Origin of the sequence: Pseudoblastomonas aquimaris (assembly GCF_035481675.1) — a bacterium.
In the GTDB taxonomy this organism is placed as follows: Bacteria; Pseudomonadota; Alphaproteobacteria; order Sphingomonadales; family Sphingomonadaceae; genus Alteriqipengyuania_B.
Map to the genome: position 1 here is coordinate 984,983 of NZ_JAYJJW010000001.1, position 15,339 is coordinate 1,000,321.

Consider the following 15,339-nt stretch of genomic DNA (forward strand, 5'->3'; position numbering starts at 1 on the left):
CATGAAGGGAGGCGCAGGCGATATTCATGGCGCGGATAGTATCGCTGCAAAGAGGCGAGTAGGAAAATGCGGCCCCGTTCGATTGCCGCTATTCGCCCTTCTTTCGAAGCAGTAATCACCAGCCCACATGGCCGCCGTGATGTCCTTCATCGATTCGCATTCGGCGCTTATCGGCCTCGCCCTCCTCGTCGGGATATTCGTCGCGTTTTTCCTCGAACGCCGTCCGCCGGTGACCATCGCCGTGGCAGGGGCGGTCATCGTGCTGGCGCTGGGCTTCGTCGATCCCGACGCGATCCTGGGCGTGTTCGGCAACAACGCGCCGGTTACCATCGGGGCGATGTTCGTGCTGAGCGGCGCTTTGCTGCGCACGGGCGCGCTGGAGGAGATTTCGGGCTGGGTCATCCGCCGCACTCTGCGCAAGCCGCGGCTGGCGGTGGCGGAAGTCGGTGCCGGCACGCTCGCGGCCTCGGCCTTCATGAACAACACGCCGGTGGTGATCGTGATGATCCCCATCCTGAAGCGGCTGGCGCGCGTGCTGGGCACGGCATCCACCCGCCTGCTGATCCCGCTGTCCTATCTTTCGATCCTTGGCGGCACGATTACCCTGATCGGCACTTCCACCAACCTGCTGGTGGACGGTGTCGCGACCGAGGCTGGCCTTGCCCCCTTCGGGATCTTCGAGATTTCGCTGGTCGGCCTCGTCACCGCAGCGGCCGGTGTCGCCACGCTGGTCGTGCTCGGCCCCGTCCTGCTGCCCGACCGCCCCGGCCGGCAGGACGAGGCGATGGCGGAGAACGAAAGTTACCTCAGTCATTTGGTGGTGGCGGAGGACAGCCCGCTGATCGGCCAGAAGCTGGGCGATACGCGCATGTCGCGCCGCCCGGGCGTACGCATCCTGGCCGTGCGGCAGGGCGGCGAACTGGAGCGCAGGAACGTGTCCGATATCGTCCTTGCCGCGGGCGACCAGCTGGTCATCGCCGCCAGCCCCACCGAAGTCGCCTCCTTTGCCGAAGGGCGCGATTTCCGCATCGGCCTGACCGGCGTCGGTGGCGGGATCGCGACGGCCAAGGAAAAACGATCGACCGACACGCGGCTCGTCACGGCGGTCATCACCCCGTCCCACCCGATGATCGGCAGCCGGCTGGCCGAGATCCCGATGCTGTCGCGCCTGAAGGTCCGCGTGCTCGGCCTCGCCCGTCCGCGCCACCTCGCCGGGCCGGACCTTGCCAACGCCCGCGTGCGCGCCGGCGACCGCCTGCTGATCGCCACGGGTGACGATGCGGTCGTGACCCTGCAGCGTAACGTCGACCTGGCCGAAGTCGGGGATGCCCCCGTGCAGAGCTTCCGCCGCGCACGTGCGCCCATCGCCATCGCCACGCTGGCCGCCGTGGTGTTGGGCGCGGCGATTTTCGACCTGCCCATCGTGGCGCTGGCCATTGCCGGGGTCGCGGTGGTCCTGCTGACCCGCTGCATCGAGCCCGAAGAGGCGTGGAGCGCGATCGACGGCAGCACGCTGGTACTGATCTTCGCCATGCTCGCCTTCGGGATGGGGCTGGACGAGGCCGGGACCATCCAGTTGATCGTCGATACGTTGCAGCCCGTGCTGGCGGATGCCTCCCCGCTGCTGCTGCTGGTGCTGATCTACGCCCTGACCAGCGCGCTGACCGAAACGGTCACCAACAACGCGGTTGCCGTGATCATGACCCCGCTGGTAATATCGCTGACGCAGGCGCTGGGGGTCGATCCCCGCCCTTTCGTGGTCGCGGTAATGTTCGGCGCCAGCGCCAGTTTTGCGACGCCGATCGGCTACCAGACCAACACGCTGGTCTACGGCGCAGCGAATTATCGCTTCATGGATTTCGTGAAGATCGGCCTGCCGATGAATGTCATCGTCGGCATCGCCACCTGCGCTGCGATCCACTTCTTTTTCTGAGCAATCGCCGCGCGCCGCGCTTGGCAATCGTTCCACCTTCGTTCTAAACCGTTGGGATGGTCGCCGCGCTTCCCCTCCCCGCCCTGCACGCCAGCCATGCGGGCACGTGGCTGCGCAGCGCCAATGGCGAGACGCGCGGCGTGGCGAAGGGCGAAGCGGTGACGCTGGCAGCCGACACGCCCGCCCTGATCCTCAACGCGCCGCTGGTGGCGACCCGGCTCGGCTATCCCGACCTGTCGGGGCTCGACCTGCTGGAGCTGTTCGCATTCGTCCGCCCCGCGCAGTTCTGCGTGCCGACGCCCAAGGGACTGGCCCACGCAACCGGCTTGCCCGAACCGGCCAGCGACGATGCGGTGCCCGAACTGCTCCAGCGCGCCGCCGCGGTGTTGCTGGAACAATGCGAGGCGGCGGACTGGCCGCAGCGCGAAGGCGCGTGGAGCATCCTGCAATCGCTCGCCAAGTTGCGCTGGCCGTGGGCGGCGATCATCGCCCCGCACATCGCGCGGCCGGAGCGGGCGGAGAAGTGGCTCTTCAGCCGCCTGCCCGAATGGGAGGAAAGCCCCGAACGGCCGCAGCCCGCGCAGGTGCTGATCGAGGAAAACGAGATCGAAGGGCGGCTCGAACGGCTGACCGGCGAAGGCGCGGAACGGCGCGAGGGGCAGCGCAGCTACGCCCGCGAAACCGGCGGCATGTTCGCGCCACGGGGCAAGGACCGCCGCCCGCACGTGGTGCTGGCACAGGCAGGCACGGGCGTCGGCAAGACGCTCGGCTATCTCGCCCCCGCATCGCTGTGGGCGGAACGTGCGAAAGGCACCGTCTGGGTCAGCACCTACACCAAGAACCTGCAACGCCAGCTGCGGCAGGAAGCGCGCCGTGCGTGGGGCGAGACGCGGCCCGACGGCAGCAAGCCGGTGGTGGTGCGCAAGGGGCGGGAAAACTACCTCTGCCTGCTCAACCTGGAAGATGCGCTGCAGGGCGGCTTCGGCGGGCGTGCGGCGATCCTGGCGCAGCTGGTGGCGCGCTGGGCGGCTTTCAGCGCCGATGGCGACATGATCGGGGGCGACTTGCCCGGCTGGCTCGGCACGCTGTTCCGCAAGCGCGGGATTGCCGCCCTGACGGACCAGCGCGGCGAATGCGTCTATGCCGGCTGCCCGCATTACCGCAAATGCTTCATCGAACGCAGCGCCCGGGCGAGCGCGCAGGCCGACCTCGTCATCGCCAACCACGCGCTGGTGATGATCAACGCAGCGAGAGGCCGCGACCACGCACTGCGCCCCACCCGCATCGTGTTCGACGAAGGCCATCACGTCTTCGACGCCGCCGACAGCACCTTTGCCGCCGCGCTGACGGGGCAGGAGCTGATCGAACTGCGCCGCTGGGTGATCGGCCCGGAACGCAATTCGCGCGGGCGGCGGCGCGGGCTTGCGGCGCGGCTGGCCGATATCGCGAGCTATGACGAGGAAGGCGGCAAGGCGATCGCCGCCGCGCGCGAGGGGGCGGAGGCGCTTCCGTCGGAAGGTTGGACGCAGCGGCTGGCGGACAATGCGCCGTCCGGCCCGCTGGAGGCGCTGCTCGCCGCCGTGCGCGCCCTCACCTACGCCCGCGACGAAAGCGGGGCGCAGGACGCGGGCTACGGGATCGAGACCGAGGCCGCGCAGCTGGACGGCAATTTCATCGAGCTGGCCGGACAGGCCGCCGCCGCGCTCGCCGCTATCCGCAAGCCGCTTATCCGGCTGGGCGTACGGCTGGAAAAACTGCTGGAAGAAGCGCCCGACTGGCTCGATGCACAGGGGCGCCAGCGGCTCGACGGGGCGCGCCATGCGATGGCGTGGCGGATCGACCTGCTCAGCGCGTGGGAGGCACTGCTCGACCGACTGGGCGGCCCGGCCGATCCGGAATTCGTCGACTGGCTGGCCGTCGACCGCAACGAAAGCCGCGAGTTCGACATCGGCATCCACCGCCGCTGGCTCGACCCGATGAAGCCCTTCGCCCGCGTGGTGCTGGAGCCTTCCCACGGGGTCACCATGACCAGCGCCACTCTCCGCGACGGGGACGACTGGCAAAGCGCCATCATGCGCAGCGGGGCCCCGCGTATCGAGGTGCAGCCGCGGCTGGTGCAGGCGGACAGCCCGTTTGACTATGCCGCGCAGGCCGAAGTGCTGATCGTGACCGATGTGAAGAAAGGCGACCTTGCCGCGCTGGCGGGCGCCTATGCGCGGATCATCGAAGGTTGCGGTGGCGGCGTGCTGGGCCTGTTCACCGCGATCCGGCGAATGCGCGCCGTGCATGGCCGCATCGCGGACCGGCTCGCCCGGGCGGGCCTGCCGCTCTACGCCCAACACGTCGATCCCATCGACACCGGTACGCTGGTCGATATCTTTCGTGACGATCCCGCCGCCAGCCTGCTCGGCACCGATGCCCTGCGCGACGGAGTGGACGTGCCGGGGGAAAGCCTGCGCTGCGTGGTGATGGAGCAGGTTCCGTGGCCCAAGCCGTCCATCCTCCACCGCGCCCGGCGCGCCGCGAACGGGGGCAGCGCGCACGACGACCGCATCATCCGCGCCCGGCTGGCGCAGGCTTTCGGACGGCTGATCCGCAGCCGCGAGGACCGCGGCCATTTCGTCGTCCTCTCGCCCGCCTTCCCCAGCCGCCTGCTGACCGCCTTCCCGCCCGGCACGCCTGTCACACGCCTGACGCTTGCGGAAGCTTTACAACGCCTCGGCAGCGGTGTTTCGGAAAGCGAGCCCGCCGTTACGGAAAGTCAGGACACGTGAAGACACTCGGCCTCTTGCGCCATGCGAAATCGGACTGGGACGACCGTGCCCTGCGCGATTTCGACCGCGGCCTGAACGATCGCGGGCGGCGCGGTGCGGCGTTGATGGGCGCGCATATCGTGGACGAGGGTACGGCGTGGGACCTGCTGATCGCCAGCCCGGCCGAGCGCGTGCAGCGCACGCTCGAAAGCGCGAAGCTGGGACTGGAACCGCAGTTCGACAAGCGCTGCTACCTCGCTTCGTCCGCCACGCTGATGGAGGTCGTGCGCGATCTTGCCGGCGATGCCGACCGCGTGCTGCTGTCCGGCCACAATCCGGGCATGCAGGAACTCGTCTTCGACATTGTCGCGCCGGACGCGGAAGATGCCCTGTTCGACGAGGCGGCGCGCAAGTTCCCCACCGCGTCCTTCGCCATCCTGGAATGCGATATCGACGACTGGGCGGACCTGGCCGACGATTGCGGCAAGCTGGTGCACTTCACCCGCCCGCGCGACCTCGATCCGGACCTCGGCCCCGAAGACTGACCTATCCCTGATGGATGGCCTTGGTCACCGTATAGGCTTCGAACCCTTCCGGCCCGCCTTCGCTGCCGAAGCCTGAATCCTTCACCCCGCCGAAAGGCGCATCGACCGCGCTGATCGCGAAGCTGTTGATCCCGACCATCCCGGCTTCCACCGCATCGCCCACGAGGTTGGCGGTCTTGAGCCCTTCCGTGAAGGCGAACGCGGCCAGCCCGTAAGGCAGGCGGTTCGCCTTCGCGATCGCCTCGTCCAGCGTGGCGAAGCTTTGCGTGACGGCCAGCGGGCCGAAGGGTTCCTCGTTCATCACCCGCGCCGCGTCGGGCACGTCGGCGAGCAGCGTGGGGCGGTAGAAATAGCCCGCATCGCCGCGCTCCCCGCCTGCCATCAGCCGCGCGCCGCTGGCCACGGCATCGCCGACCAGTTCGTCGATCGCGCCGGGACGCCGCTCGTTGGCGAGCGGCCCCATCGCGGTCCCTTCTTCCAGGCCGTTGCCGACCCGGACTTTCGCCGTACGCTCCGCAAATCCCTTCACGAAAGCATCGTGGATGCCCTCCTGCACGAAAAAGCGCGTGGGGCTGACGCAGACCTGCCCGGCGTTGCGGAATTTCTGCGGCACCACCATGTCGAGCGTCTTGTCGAGATCGCAGTCGTCGAACACCAGCACCGGCGCATGGCCGCCCAGCTCCATCGTAATGCGCTTCAGCCCGTCGGCCGCCAGCTTCATCAGGTGCTTGCCGACCGGGATGGAGCCGGTGAAGCTGACCTTGCGGATGACCGGGCTGGCCAGCAGGTGGCGGCTCACCATGTCGGGCACGCCGTGGACAAGCTGCGCCGCGCCTTTCGGGATACCCGCATCATGCAGCGCGCGGATGAGCGCGCCCGTGCAGCCGGGCGTTTCCTCCGGCGGCTTGGCGATCACGGAATTGCCTGCCGCCAGCGCCGGGCCGAGCTTCTTTGCCATCAGGTAGGTCGGGAAATTCCACGGACTGAAAGCGGCGACAGGGCCGACCGGCTGGCGGATCACCATCGAGCGCTGCCCGGCGGGCCGCACCAGCACGCGGCCGTATTGCCGCTTCGCTTCCTCTGCCGCCCAGTCGAGGATTTGCGCAGAGCCCATCACCTCGCTCTTCGCTTCGGCCAGCGGCTTGCCCTGCTCCATCGTCATGGTGCGGCCGATCCCTTCGGCCCGTTCGCGCAGCAATGCGGCAGCTTTCTTCAGGATCGCACCGCGCGCGTCCACATCCATCGCCCGCCACGTTTCGAAACCGCGCGCCGATGCCGCCAGCGCAGCGTCGAGATCGGCGGCGGTCACCAGCGGCACCTCGCCGATCGCCTCGCCGGTGGCGGGGTTGATCACGGTATGCGTGTCGCGCCCGTCGCCGGACAGGAATTCGCCGTCGATATAAAGGGCCGGCTGGGCGTCGTAAGTGGTGGTCATGCGTCTGCCTTCTGGTCGCGTCCCGTAAGCGGGTTCGCGCTCCTTTAGGCAGGCCGGGTGTCAGCCGTCCAGCGCTGCGGCGAGCCGGTTGCGGACAGATTTGAGCGCCGCGAGGATGTCCGGAGAAGCGGCCGCCCCAGGCGCGGTTTCCGGGGCCGGTTTCGGAGCTTCCGCATCGGCGACTTCCCCGACATGCCCGTGCTCGATCGCCTGGCGCGCGCCGCGCAGCGTGTACCCTTCGCGGTTCACCAGCCGGTGGATGGTCTGCACCAGTGCGACATCGTCAGGGCGATAATAGCGGCGGTTGCCGCTGCGCTGGAGCGGGCGGAGCATGGGAAACTGTTTTTCCCAGTAACGCAGCACGTGCTGCTTTATGCCGAGGCCGTCCGCAACCTCGCCGATGGTCCTGAGGGCCGAGGGGTCTTTCCCGTCGTCGAACCCGGCGGCCATGTCAGCCTGCCATCACCCGTTCCTTGAGTTTCTGGCTGGCGCGGAACGTCATCACCCGGCGCGGGGTGATCGGCACCTCCACCCCGGTCTTGGGATTGCGCCCGACACGTTCCTTCTTGTCGCGCAGCAGGAAGGTGCCGAAACCTGAAATCTTCACGTTCTCCCCGTCGGACATCGCATCGCACATCTTGGCAAGGATGCTCTCCACCAGATCGAGCGATTCCGCGCGGCTGAGGCCCAGCTTGCGGTTGATCGATTCCGCCAGATCGGCGCGAGTAAGAGTTCCGACTGAACGCATTTTCCATCCCTCCCAGCGCGACCCGGGTCAGTGAATCCGCCACTTGCGTAGCAAATAGATGAACTTTCGCAAAGGCTTGCGGGCGCATTTTTACACTGCGCCGACAGCGCCGGTCAGAGCCGTAGCAGGCTGGCGCCCCAGGTGAAGCCGCCGCCCATCGCTTCCAGCATGACGAGGTCGCCCGCTTTCAGCCGCCCGTCGCGCATCGCGGTGTCGAAAGCGAGCGGCACGGAAGCGGCCGAGGTGTTGGCGTGGCGATCGACCGTGACGACCACTTTTTCCATCGGCAGGCCGAGCTTGCGCGCGGTTGCATCCAAGATTCGGGCATTGGCCTGGTGCGGCACCACCCAATCGATCTCGGCGGCGGAAACGCCTGTTTCTTCAAGCACTTCTTTCAGGACCGACGACAGGTTGACCACTGCGTGGCGAAAGACTTCGCGCCCCTTCATCCGCAGCTTGCCGACCGTGCCCGTGCTCGACGGACCGCCGTCGACATGCAGCAGGTCGCAATGCGCGCCGTCCGCGTGCAGCTTGGTGCCAAGCACGCCCGTCTGCGCCTCGCCGCTTTCGCGTGCTTCCAGCACCAGCGCGCCCGCCCCGTCGCCGAAGAGGACGCAGGTGGTGCGGTCCTCGAAATCGAGGATGCGGCTGAAGGTTTCCGCGCCGATGACCAGTGCCTTTTTCGCATGGCCGATCCGCAGCATCGAATCGGCGACGCCGATCGCGTAAAGGAAGCCGGTGCACACTGCAGCGACGTCAAAAGCGATGCCTCCGTTGCAGCCCAGCGCCTGCTGGACTTGAGTAGCCGTGGCGGGAAACGTGTTGTCGGGCGTGGCGGTGGCAAGCACGATCAGGCCGATCTCGCTCGCGTCGGCCCCAGCCATTTCCAGCGCCTTGCGCGCGGCGGCGGTCGCCAGCGTGGCAGTGGTTTCCCCCTCGCCCGCGAAATAGCGCTGGGTGATGCCCGTCCGCTCGACGATCCATTCGTCGCTGGTGTCGAGATTGTATTCGGCGGCCAGCTCTTCGTTGGTCAGGCGGCGCGCCGGCAAGGCGGAGCCGCTGCCGATGACGTGGCTACGGATCATTTGCCGCCCGCAGCGGTGGCCGAATGGTCGAGCGCGCCGATGTCGGCGGAAATGCGCGCGGTCAGCTCGTTTTCCACCAGCCGCGCGGCCACTGCGACGGCATTGGCGACGCCGCCGGTCGTTGCGCTGCCGTGGCTCTTCACCACCACGCCGTTGAGGCCGAGGAAGACCGCGCCGTTGTGGTTGTTGGGGTCGAGGTGGTGGCGCAGCAGCTCGGTTGCGGGGCGACTGACGAGGAAGCCGAATTTCGACCGGATCGAGCTGGTAAAGGCGCGGCGCAGCAGGTCCGTCACGAAGCGCGCAGACCCTTCGATGGCTTTTAGCGCGATATTGCCGGAAAACCCGTCGGTCACCACCACGTCCACATCGCCGCGGTTGATCTTGTCCGCCTCGACATAGCCTTCGAACCGCAGCGCAAGCTCGCTCGCCTCGTTCAGCTGCTGGGCGGCTTCCTGCAGGTCCCAGGTGCCCTTGTTCGCCTCGGTCCCGATGTTGAGCAGGCGCACGCGCGGAGCCTCAAGTCCCAGCGCAAGGCGGCTGTAGGCGGCGCCCATGATCGCGAACTGGACGAGGTTGCGGGCGTCGCATTCAGTGTTCGCGCCCAGGTCCAGCATGATCACGTCGTTGTCGCCCAGCGTCGGCATCAGCGCGGCGAGCGCGGGGCGATCGATACCGGGAATGGTGCGCAGGGCCAGCTTGGCCATCGCCATCAGCGCGCCGGTGTTGCCGCCGGAAACGGCCGCGCCGGCATCGCCGCGCTTTACCGCGTCGATCGCCATGCCCATCGATGTGGTCTTGGCACGGCGGAGCGCCTGGGTCGGCTTTTCCTCGCCGCCCACCACGTCTTCCGCGTGCAGGATCTCGCTGGCACCGGCCATGCCGGGGTGCTTGTCGAGCGCGGCCTTGATCCGCGCCTCGTCGCCCACCAGCAGGAACTTGAAGCTGTCGTGGCGGCGCCGCGCGATCGCGGCACCTTCCACCATAACGCGCACGCCTTCATCGCCGCCCATCGCATCGATCGCGATCCGCGGCAGGCTCATGCGCTCATCTCCAGTTTAAGGCTGTGAAGGACCTTACAGGCCCTTGGGCGCCATAACCTCGCGGCCGTTATAGAAACCGCAATGGCCGCACATGTTGTGCGGACGCTTCAATTCACCGCAATTGTCGCATTCGTGGAAGGCTTCGACCTTCAGCGAATCGTGTGCCCGGCGATTGCCCCGGCGATGCGGCGATACTTTTCTCTTAGGGACGGCCATGGCGGCACCTGTTCCTTGAATACACTGTGATATCTGTTGCGGGCCGCCCTAGGCGAAGCACCGGAACGGCACAACCCGTATCTGGGCCATATGGTGACCCAGATGGTTGCGCGCTCGGTCCATCGTGTTGGCGGCGAAGGCGCGGCCTATAGAGGATTTCGCGCGCGTTGCAACACCGCACGTGGCGTGGCAGGGCACGAACCGCGCGGCGACGGGCTGCGCGACAGGGGGTAATACCGCATGAACTTCACCACCGGCATCGTCCTTCCCACCACGCTGGCGCTGGCCGCCGCGGCCGCGATCACCAACCTGTGGCTTTCCATCCGCATCGGCGCCCTGCGGCAGAAGCACAAGGTGAGCGTGGGCGACGGCGGGAACGAGGCGATCCAGCGCCGCATGCGCGCCCAGCTGAATTTCGCCGAGAATACGTTCCTGGTGCTGGTGCTGGTCGCCGCCATCGAGCTGTCGGGCCACGGCGGCTGGTGGCTGCCGCTGGTTGCCCTCGCCTATGCCGTCGGGCGCATCCTCCACGGCCTCGGCATGGATGGCGGCAAGCTGCAATGGGGCCGGATGGTCGGCACGCTGGTGACGATGCTGACGCTGGTCGGCCTTGCCGGCGTGGCCGCCTGGCTGGCGTTCCAGTACAGCTAGGAAACGCGCCTCAGGCGACGCCCATGGCGTGATCGCCGACGAAGGGGTTGGTCTTGCGCTCCTGACCGAAGGTGCTGACGGGGCCGTGGCCGGGGATGAAGGTGATGTCCTCGCCCAGCGGCCAGAGCTTCTGCGTGATTGCGTCGAGCAGATCCTGGTGGTTGCCCATCGGGAAATCCGTGCGCCCGATGCTGCCCTGGAACAGCACGTCGCCGACGATAGCGAAGCGGCTCGGCTCGTGGAAGAAGACCACGTGGCCCGGCGTGTGGCCGGGGCAATGGATCACCTGAAGCATCAGTTCGCCCACGGTCACCGTGTCACCGTCCTGCAGCCAGCGATCAGGCTCGAACACCTGGCCGTTGATGCCGTACTTGCGCCCGTCGTCGTCCAGCCGGCTGATCCAGAAGCGATCGGCCTCGTGCGGCCCTTCGATGGGCAGGCCCAGCTCCTTCGCCAGCACGCCCGCCTCGCCGCAGTGATCGATATGGCCATGGGTGACGAGGATCTTTTCCAGCTCCACACCCGCCTTCGCGACATTGGCCTTCAGCATGTCCAGATCGCCGCCCGGATCGACCAGCGCCGCCTTGTTCGTGGCGGTGCACCAGATCAGCGAACAGTTCTGCTGCAACGGCGTGACCGGCAGGATGGCGGCTTTCAGGGGCGGTGTCGGGGCGGTCTGGCTCATGCGCGCCGATGTGGCTGCGCCGGGCACGCAATGCAAGCGGCGGGCGCCGGCCTAGTTCAGTCGACGTCGAAGTCGACGATCCGGCCGTCGCTGCGGAAATCGCATTCGAAGCGCGAGTTGCGGTAGTCGCGGCGGATGTCGCCGCGGACGCGCACGATGTCGCGGGAAATCTGGTCGACGTCGCGGATTTCCACGCGGCCGTAGCGCGAGGCTTCGTTGGCGCAGGCCTGCACCGCGGCACGCTCGAAACGCGTTTCGCCGTACTGGTCGTTGCCGCCGAGGATATCGCCGAGCAGACCGCCGCCGAGGGCCGTGGCGCAGCCGCCCAGCATCATGGTGGTTGCGAGGGCGGCGGGGATAAGGGTCTTGCGCATGGTTCTCTCCTGGACGTTCCGCGCCGTTGTGTCCCACGCGCGGGGTTGCCCTATCTACCCCGCCGGGGCGCGATTGTTCCGCCCAACCGGCTGTAACGCAAGGGAAAGCTAGATCCGCCCGCCTTTCCACACGACGCGGCCGATTATCTCGACCTCGTCCAGCGCGAGGTCGATCGGCGCATAATCCTCGTTCGCGCTGACCAGCTTTACCCGGCCGGGTCCGGCAAGCTGCACCTGCTTCACGTGCAGCGCCTCCCCCACCCGAACGACATGGATGCCTTCCGCCGACCGCTTGCTGCGGTCGACGAGGATCTCGTCGCCCGAGCGCAGGACGGGCTCCATGCTGTCCCCCTCCACCCGGATGGCCGACAGGTCGGCGCCTTCCAGCCCCATTTCGCGCATCCACCGCGGCGAGAACCGGATCGCGTCGTAGGAAATTTCCTGCGCCCCGAAAGCTCCCGGTCCTGCCGACGCATCGAGCGGGAAGCGTGGCACATCGATCCAGTGGTCGTCGCTCTGCAAAGGTGCGGCCGCGAAGGAAGGCGAGGACGCGGTCTTGCTCTCGTCCCAGCGCCGCGTTTCGAACAGCGCCGGTGCTGAGCCGAGGAATTCCGCGATCTTCTTCTCGTCCGCCTCGTCCAGGTGGCGCGGACTGCCGCGCGTCACGAATTGCTGGAGATAGGCATCGTTGCGCCCGATAAGCCGGGACAATGCGGCCAGGCTGGTCCCCTTTTCACGCACGAGGCCCTGCAACCTGCGCCGCGCCGCCTGCTCCCCCTTACCGAGATGTTCCATCAATTTTCCTTCGCAAAACGCGTCACCCTTAGAAAATTCCTATAGCATAGGATTTCTCCTAGACAAGTAGGATTTGCGTTGGAACATAAGCGGAACAGATTCGCCGAATCGCCAACACAGTCAGCCAGACAGGGGAGCGCCAATGCTGATCCGCCAGATCGAGAAATTCCTGCGAGAACACGAGATGCCGCCGACCAAGTTTGGTCGGCTTGCCGCGCACGACCCGCGCTTCGTGCTCGATCTCAGGATGGGACGCGAACCGCGCCAGCACACCGCCGCGCGGATCGAAGGCTTCATGACCGGTTACCGGGAGGCTGCCAATGTCCGCTGAGACCGCCCCGCCCCGACCCGCCCGCCGCCGCATCCGCCGCAGCCCGGGCGACCGCCTGCGCGATGCCGTCCTGGCCCTGGCCGGTAAGGACGCCATACTGGCGCGCCATGTCGAGAAAAGCTGGGCCAGCATCACCTTTGCCGGCACCCGCCACACGCTGGAAATCGTCTTTACCGGCGAGGCGATTGCATCAGGTGAACGCTTTATCGCCGACCTGCCCGATCACGAATTCGCACTGGCCGGTCAACTGGTGGCCGATGCCGTCATCGTGAGCGCGGACCATACGCTACTTCCGGAGCCGCGCCTGTCGGTGACCTGTGAACTGCTTCTATTGGAAGAAGGCTAGACCTAATAACCCAGCGCCGGATCGAAACGGGGCTCGACCGGCTCGCCCTTCTCCCACCGCGCCAGGTTTTCGATGAACCTGTCGGCGCTGCGCATGAACATCTTCGATTGCGCGCGGCCCGACAGGTGCATCGTCACCTGCGTGTTATCCAGCGCCCAGAGCGGGTGGTCTTGCGGCAACGGTTCGGGCGTGGTCACGTCCAGCAGCGCGCCGCCTATGGATTTCGATTCCAGCGCCGCGACCAGCGCCGGCTGTTCGACGACGCTGCCGCGCGCGATGTTCACCAGCACCGAGTCGGACTTCATGGCCTTCAATTCGGCCGCGCCGATCATCCCGTCGGTTTCAAGCGTTGCGGGCACGGCCAGGATCACCCAGTCGAATTCGCCCAACTTGCCGCGCCATTCATCCGGCCCAAGCGCGCCTTCGGCGGCGGACCTTCGCACCGGCACGACCTCCACATCGAACGCTTCCAACCGCGCCTTGATGAGCTTGCCGATCGCGCCCATGCCCAGCAGCAGAGCGCGGCTGCCGGCAAGCTCGATCTTGCCGGGGCTGTCGAGCAGCCATTCCTTGCGATCCTGCGCGCGCACCACCTCGCGGTAGCCCTTGGCGTGGACCAGCATCAGCATCACGACATATTCGGCGATGGTGACGGCGTTGATCCCCGCGCCATTGGTGACGATGGTGCCGCGCTCCTGCAGCAGGTCGAGCGGCAGGAAATCGAGCCCGGCGTAGATCGAGTTGAGCCACTGCAACTTCTCTGCCCGCCGCACCGCCTCGGCCATTGGCTCTTGCTGTTGCAAGTCGAACCAGCCGATTTCAGCCTGCGGGGCGAGCTCCAGCAGTTCTTCGGTAGAGGCGAACCACAGCGGCTCCACCCAATCGGGCAGGCGCGGTTCGACCAGCGGGCGGATCATGGCGGACAGGACAGCCCTGGTCATGCGAGCTTCCATTCCCAGCCGAGCGGATCGCCGTCCATCACTTCGACGCCCTTGGCCGCAAGCTCGTCGCGGATGGCGTCGGAGGTGGCGAAGTCCTTTTCGGCGCGGGCGGCCTTGCGGCGGGCAAGCGCATCCTCGATCTCGCTCTCTTCGATCGCGGCGGACGCGGGACGGATGCGGAGATCGGCGCGGGAGACGGACAGCAGGTCGAGGCCGAGCACCGCGTCCATGTCGGCAATGACGCCACGCTTGACGGCGCCATCGACTTTCTTGACCGCGAGCGCTTCTTCAAGCGCCACGAGCGCCACGGCGGTGTTGAGATCGTCGGAGACCGCTGCGGCAAATTTATCGCGCATCGGCGCAAATTTTGGATGGTCGGCATCACCGATATCGCCTTCGCCCAGCCGCTCTACCGCCATCACCATCCGCTTCAACCGCGTCAGCGCCGCCTCAAGCCCTTCCCACGAGAACTCCAGCTCGCTGCGGTAATGCGCCTGCAGGCACATGAGGCGGTAGGCGAGCGGATGGTAGCCCTTGTCGACCAGCAGTTGCAGCCGGAGGAACTCGCCCGCGCTCTTCGACATCTTCCCGCTGCGTTCGACGAGGAAGTTGTTGTGCATCCAGATCTTCGCGCCCGAATTGCGCGCATCGTCCAGGCCATTCGTGCAGCACCAGGCCTGGTTCTGCGCGATCTCGTTCGGGTGATGGATTTCGCGGTGGTCGATCCCGCCGGTGTGGATGTCGAACGGGAAGCCCAAAAGCGCCTCGCCCATGACCGAGCATTCAAGGTGCCAGCCCGGCGCACCGCGTCCCCACGGGCTGTCCCATTCCATCTGCCGCGTTTCGCCAGCAGGGGTCTTGCGCCAAATGGCGAAGTCGGCGGCGTTGCGTTTGCCCTCGACCGTGTCGATCCGGCCTTCGCCTTCATCGGTTACTGCACGCGCAAGCCGCCCGTAGTCGTCCACCGTCGAGACGTCGAAATAGAGCCCGCTGTCGAGTTCATAGCAGTGCTTTTCGGCGATCCGCTCTCCCCACGCGATCATCGCCTCGACATATTCGGTTGCGCGCGGGTGCTGCTTCGACTGCACGTTCAGCCGCGCAAGGTCGCGCTCGAAATCCTGCTGGTAGAATTTGGCGATGTCCCACGCGCTCTTCCCCTCGCGCGCGGCCATCCGCTCCATCTTGTCCTCGCCCTCGTCCGCGTCGGAGGTCAGGTGGCCGACATCGGTGATGTTGATGACATGGGTGAGCTTGTAGCCCTTCCACTGCAGCACCCTCCCCAGCGTGTCGGCGAAGACATAGGCGCGCATGTTGCCGATGTGCTGGTAGTTGTAGACCGTCGGCCCGCAGGAATACACGCGCGCCTCGCCCGGATGGACGGGCTCGAAGGTCTCGAGGCTGCGGGTGAGCGAGTTGAAAAGCTTGAGGTCGGTCATCGCAGGCGGCTTTGATAGCCTGCGC

At 66.9% G+C, this 15,339-nt stretch carries 17 protein-coding genes; 6 read left to right on the forward strand and 11 right to left on the reverse strand.

The genetic code is table 11. The features are described 5' to 3' along the window. Positions 1 to 127: 127 nt before the first annotated feature. Genes VCJ71_RS04780 through VCJ71_RS04790 form a run of 3 tightly spaced genes read left to right on the forward strand, consistent with a single transcriptional unit; the run spans position 128 to position 5,231 of the window. On the forward strand, positions 128 to 1,933 hold the full coding sequence (locus VCJ71_RS04780; RefSeq protein WP_324639510.1) for an SLC13 family permease: 1,806 nt from the start codon (positions 128 to 130) through the stop codon (positions 1,931 to 1,933). A 56-nt stretch (positions 1,934 to 1,989) separates the two neighbouring features. Beyond that, a complete protein-coding gene (locus tag VCJ71_RS04785) occupies positions 1,990 to 4,707 on the forward strand; it encodes an ATP-dependent DNA helicase (protein WP_324639512.1) in 2,718 nt (905 codons plus the stop codon). Beyond that, positions 4,704 to 5,231 carry a SixA phosphatase family protein gene (locus tag VCJ71_RS04790; RefSeq protein ID WP_324639514.1) on the forward strand — a complete coding sequence of 176 codons (528 nt, stop codon included), beginning with the start codon at positions 4,704 to 4,706 and terminating at the stop codon, positions 5,229 to 5,231. Before VCJ71_RS04785 ends, VCJ71_RS04790 begins: the two co-directional genes overlap by 4 nt. A gap of 1 nt (position 5,232) precedes the next feature. Here the strand turns inward: VCJ71_RS04790 and VCJ71_RS04795 are convergent, their stop codons facing one another. The 6 genes from VCJ71_RS04795 to rpmF form a co-directional block, all read right to left on the reverse strand. Further along, positions 5,233 to 6,666 carry an NAD-dependent succinate-semialdehyde dehydrogenase gene (locus VCJ71_RS04795; protein WP_324639516.1) on the reverse strand — a complete coding sequence of 478 codons (1,434 nt, stop codon included), beginning with the start codon at positions 6,664 to 6,666 and terminating at the stop codon, positions 5,233 to 5,235. Between the two features lie 60 nt (positions 6,667 to 6,726). Next, positions 6,727 to 7,116: a MerR family transcriptional regulator gene (locus VCJ71_RS04800; RefSeq protein WP_324639518.1), complete on the reverse strand. Its 390-nt coding sequence runs from the start codon at positions 7,114 to 7,116 to the stop codon at positions 6,727 to 6,729. A 1-nt stretch (position 7,117) separates the two neighbouring features. Beyond that, on the reverse strand, positions 7,118 to 7,414 hold the full coding sequence (locus tag VCJ71_RS04805; RefSeq protein ID WP_324639520.1) for an integration host factor subunit alpha: 297 nt from the start codon (positions 7,412 to 7,414) through the stop codon (positions 7,118 to 7,120). 113 nt (positions 7,415 to 7,527) lie between these two features. Beyond that, positions 7,528 to 8,499, reverse strand: a complete 972-nt coding sequence (locus VCJ71_RS04810) for a beta-ketoacyl-ACP synthase III (RefSeq protein WP_324639522.1) — start codon at positions 8,497 to 8,499, stop codon at positions 7,528 to 7,530. Continuing rightward, positions 8,496 to 9,539: a phosphate acyltransferase PlsX gene (plsX, locus tag VCJ71_RS04815; RefSeq protein ID WP_290135498.1), complete on the reverse strand. Its 1,044-nt coding sequence runs from the start codon at positions 9,537 to 9,539 to the stop codon at positions 8,496 to 8,498. Before plsX ends, VCJ71_RS04810 begins: the two co-directional genes overlap by 4 nt. A 33-nt stretch (positions 9,540 to 9,572) precedes the next feature. Next, the gene (rpmF, locus tag VCJ71_RS04820) at positions 9,573 to 9,755 is read right to left on the reverse strand and encodes a 50S ribosomal protein L32 (protein WP_290135499.1); all 183 of its coding nucleotides are present in this window, start codon (positions 9,753 to 9,755) and stop codon (positions 9,573 to 9,575) included. Between the two features lie 240 nt (positions 9,756 to 9,995). Between rpmF and VCJ71_RS04825 the strand changes: the two genes are divergently transcribed. Continuing rightward, on the forward strand, positions 9,996 to 10,406 hold the full coding sequence (locus VCJ71_RS04825) for an MAPEG family protein (protein WP_324639524.1): 411 nt from the start codon (positions 9,996 to 9,998) through the stop codon (positions 10,404 to 10,406). Positions 10,407 to 10,416: 10 nt separating this feature from the next. Here VCJ71_RS04825 and VCJ71_RS04830 read toward each other — a convergent pair whose 3' ends face one another. From VCJ71_RS04830 to VCJ71_RS04840, 3 genes are all read right to left on the reverse strand, one after another. Further along, complete coding sequence (locus tag VCJ71_RS04830; protein WP_324639525.1) at positions 10,417 to 11,091, reverse strand: MBL fold metallo-hydrolase; 675 nt, start codon at positions 11,089 to 11,091, stop codon at positions 10,417 to 10,419. Between the two features lie 56 nt (positions 11,092 to 11,147). Beyond that, on the reverse strand, positions 11,148 to 11,465 hold the full coding sequence (locus VCJ71_RS04835) for a hypothetical protein (protein WP_324639526.1): 318 nt from the start codon (positions 11,463 to 11,465) through the stop codon (positions 11,148 to 11,150). A 108-nt stretch (positions 11,466 to 11,573) separates the two neighbouring features. Further along, positions 11,574 to 12,260 carry a LexA family transcriptional regulator gene (locus VCJ71_RS04840; RefSeq protein WP_324639527.1) on the reverse strand — a complete coding sequence of 229 codons (687 nt, stop codon included), beginning with the start codon at positions 12,258 to 12,260 and terminating at the stop codon, positions 11,574 to 11,576. Positions 12,261 to 12,402: 142 nt separating this feature from the next. On the opposite strand from VCJ71_RS04840, the gene VCJ71_RS04845 reads away from it, so the two are divergent. Together VCJ71_RS04845 and VCJ71_RS04850 are read left to right on the forward strand one after the other, a co-directional pair. After that, entirely contained in the window at positions 12,403 to 12,591 is a 189-nt protein-coding gene (locus VCJ71_RS04845; protein WP_290135551.1) for a hypothetical protein, read from the forward strand. Then, positions 12,581 to 12,937, forward strand: coding sequence for a hypothetical protein (locus tag VCJ71_RS04850; RefSeq protein ID WP_324639529.1), 357 nt, complete (start codon positions 12,581 to 12,583; stop codon positions 12,935 to 12,937). Before VCJ71_RS04845 ends, VCJ71_RS04850 begins: the two co-directional genes overlap by 11 nt. A gap of 2 nt (positions 12,938 to 12,939) precedes the next feature. Here the strand turns inward: VCJ71_RS04850 and VCJ71_RS04855 are convergent, their stop codons facing one another. Then, entirely contained in the window at positions 12,940 to 13,878 is a 939-nt protein-coding gene (locus VCJ71_RS04855; RefSeq protein ID WP_324639531.1) for a D-2-hydroxyacid dehydrogenase, read from the reverse strand. Further along, positions 13,875 to 15,314, reverse strand: a complete 1,440-nt coding sequence (gene cysS / locus VCJ71_RS04860) for a cysteine--tRNA ligase (RefSeq protein ID WP_324639532.1) — start codon at positions 15,312 to 15,314, stop codon at positions 13,875 to 13,877. Before cysS ends, VCJ71_RS04855 begins: the two co-directional genes overlap by 4 nt. Positions 15,315 to 15,339 lie beyond the last annotated feature (25 nt).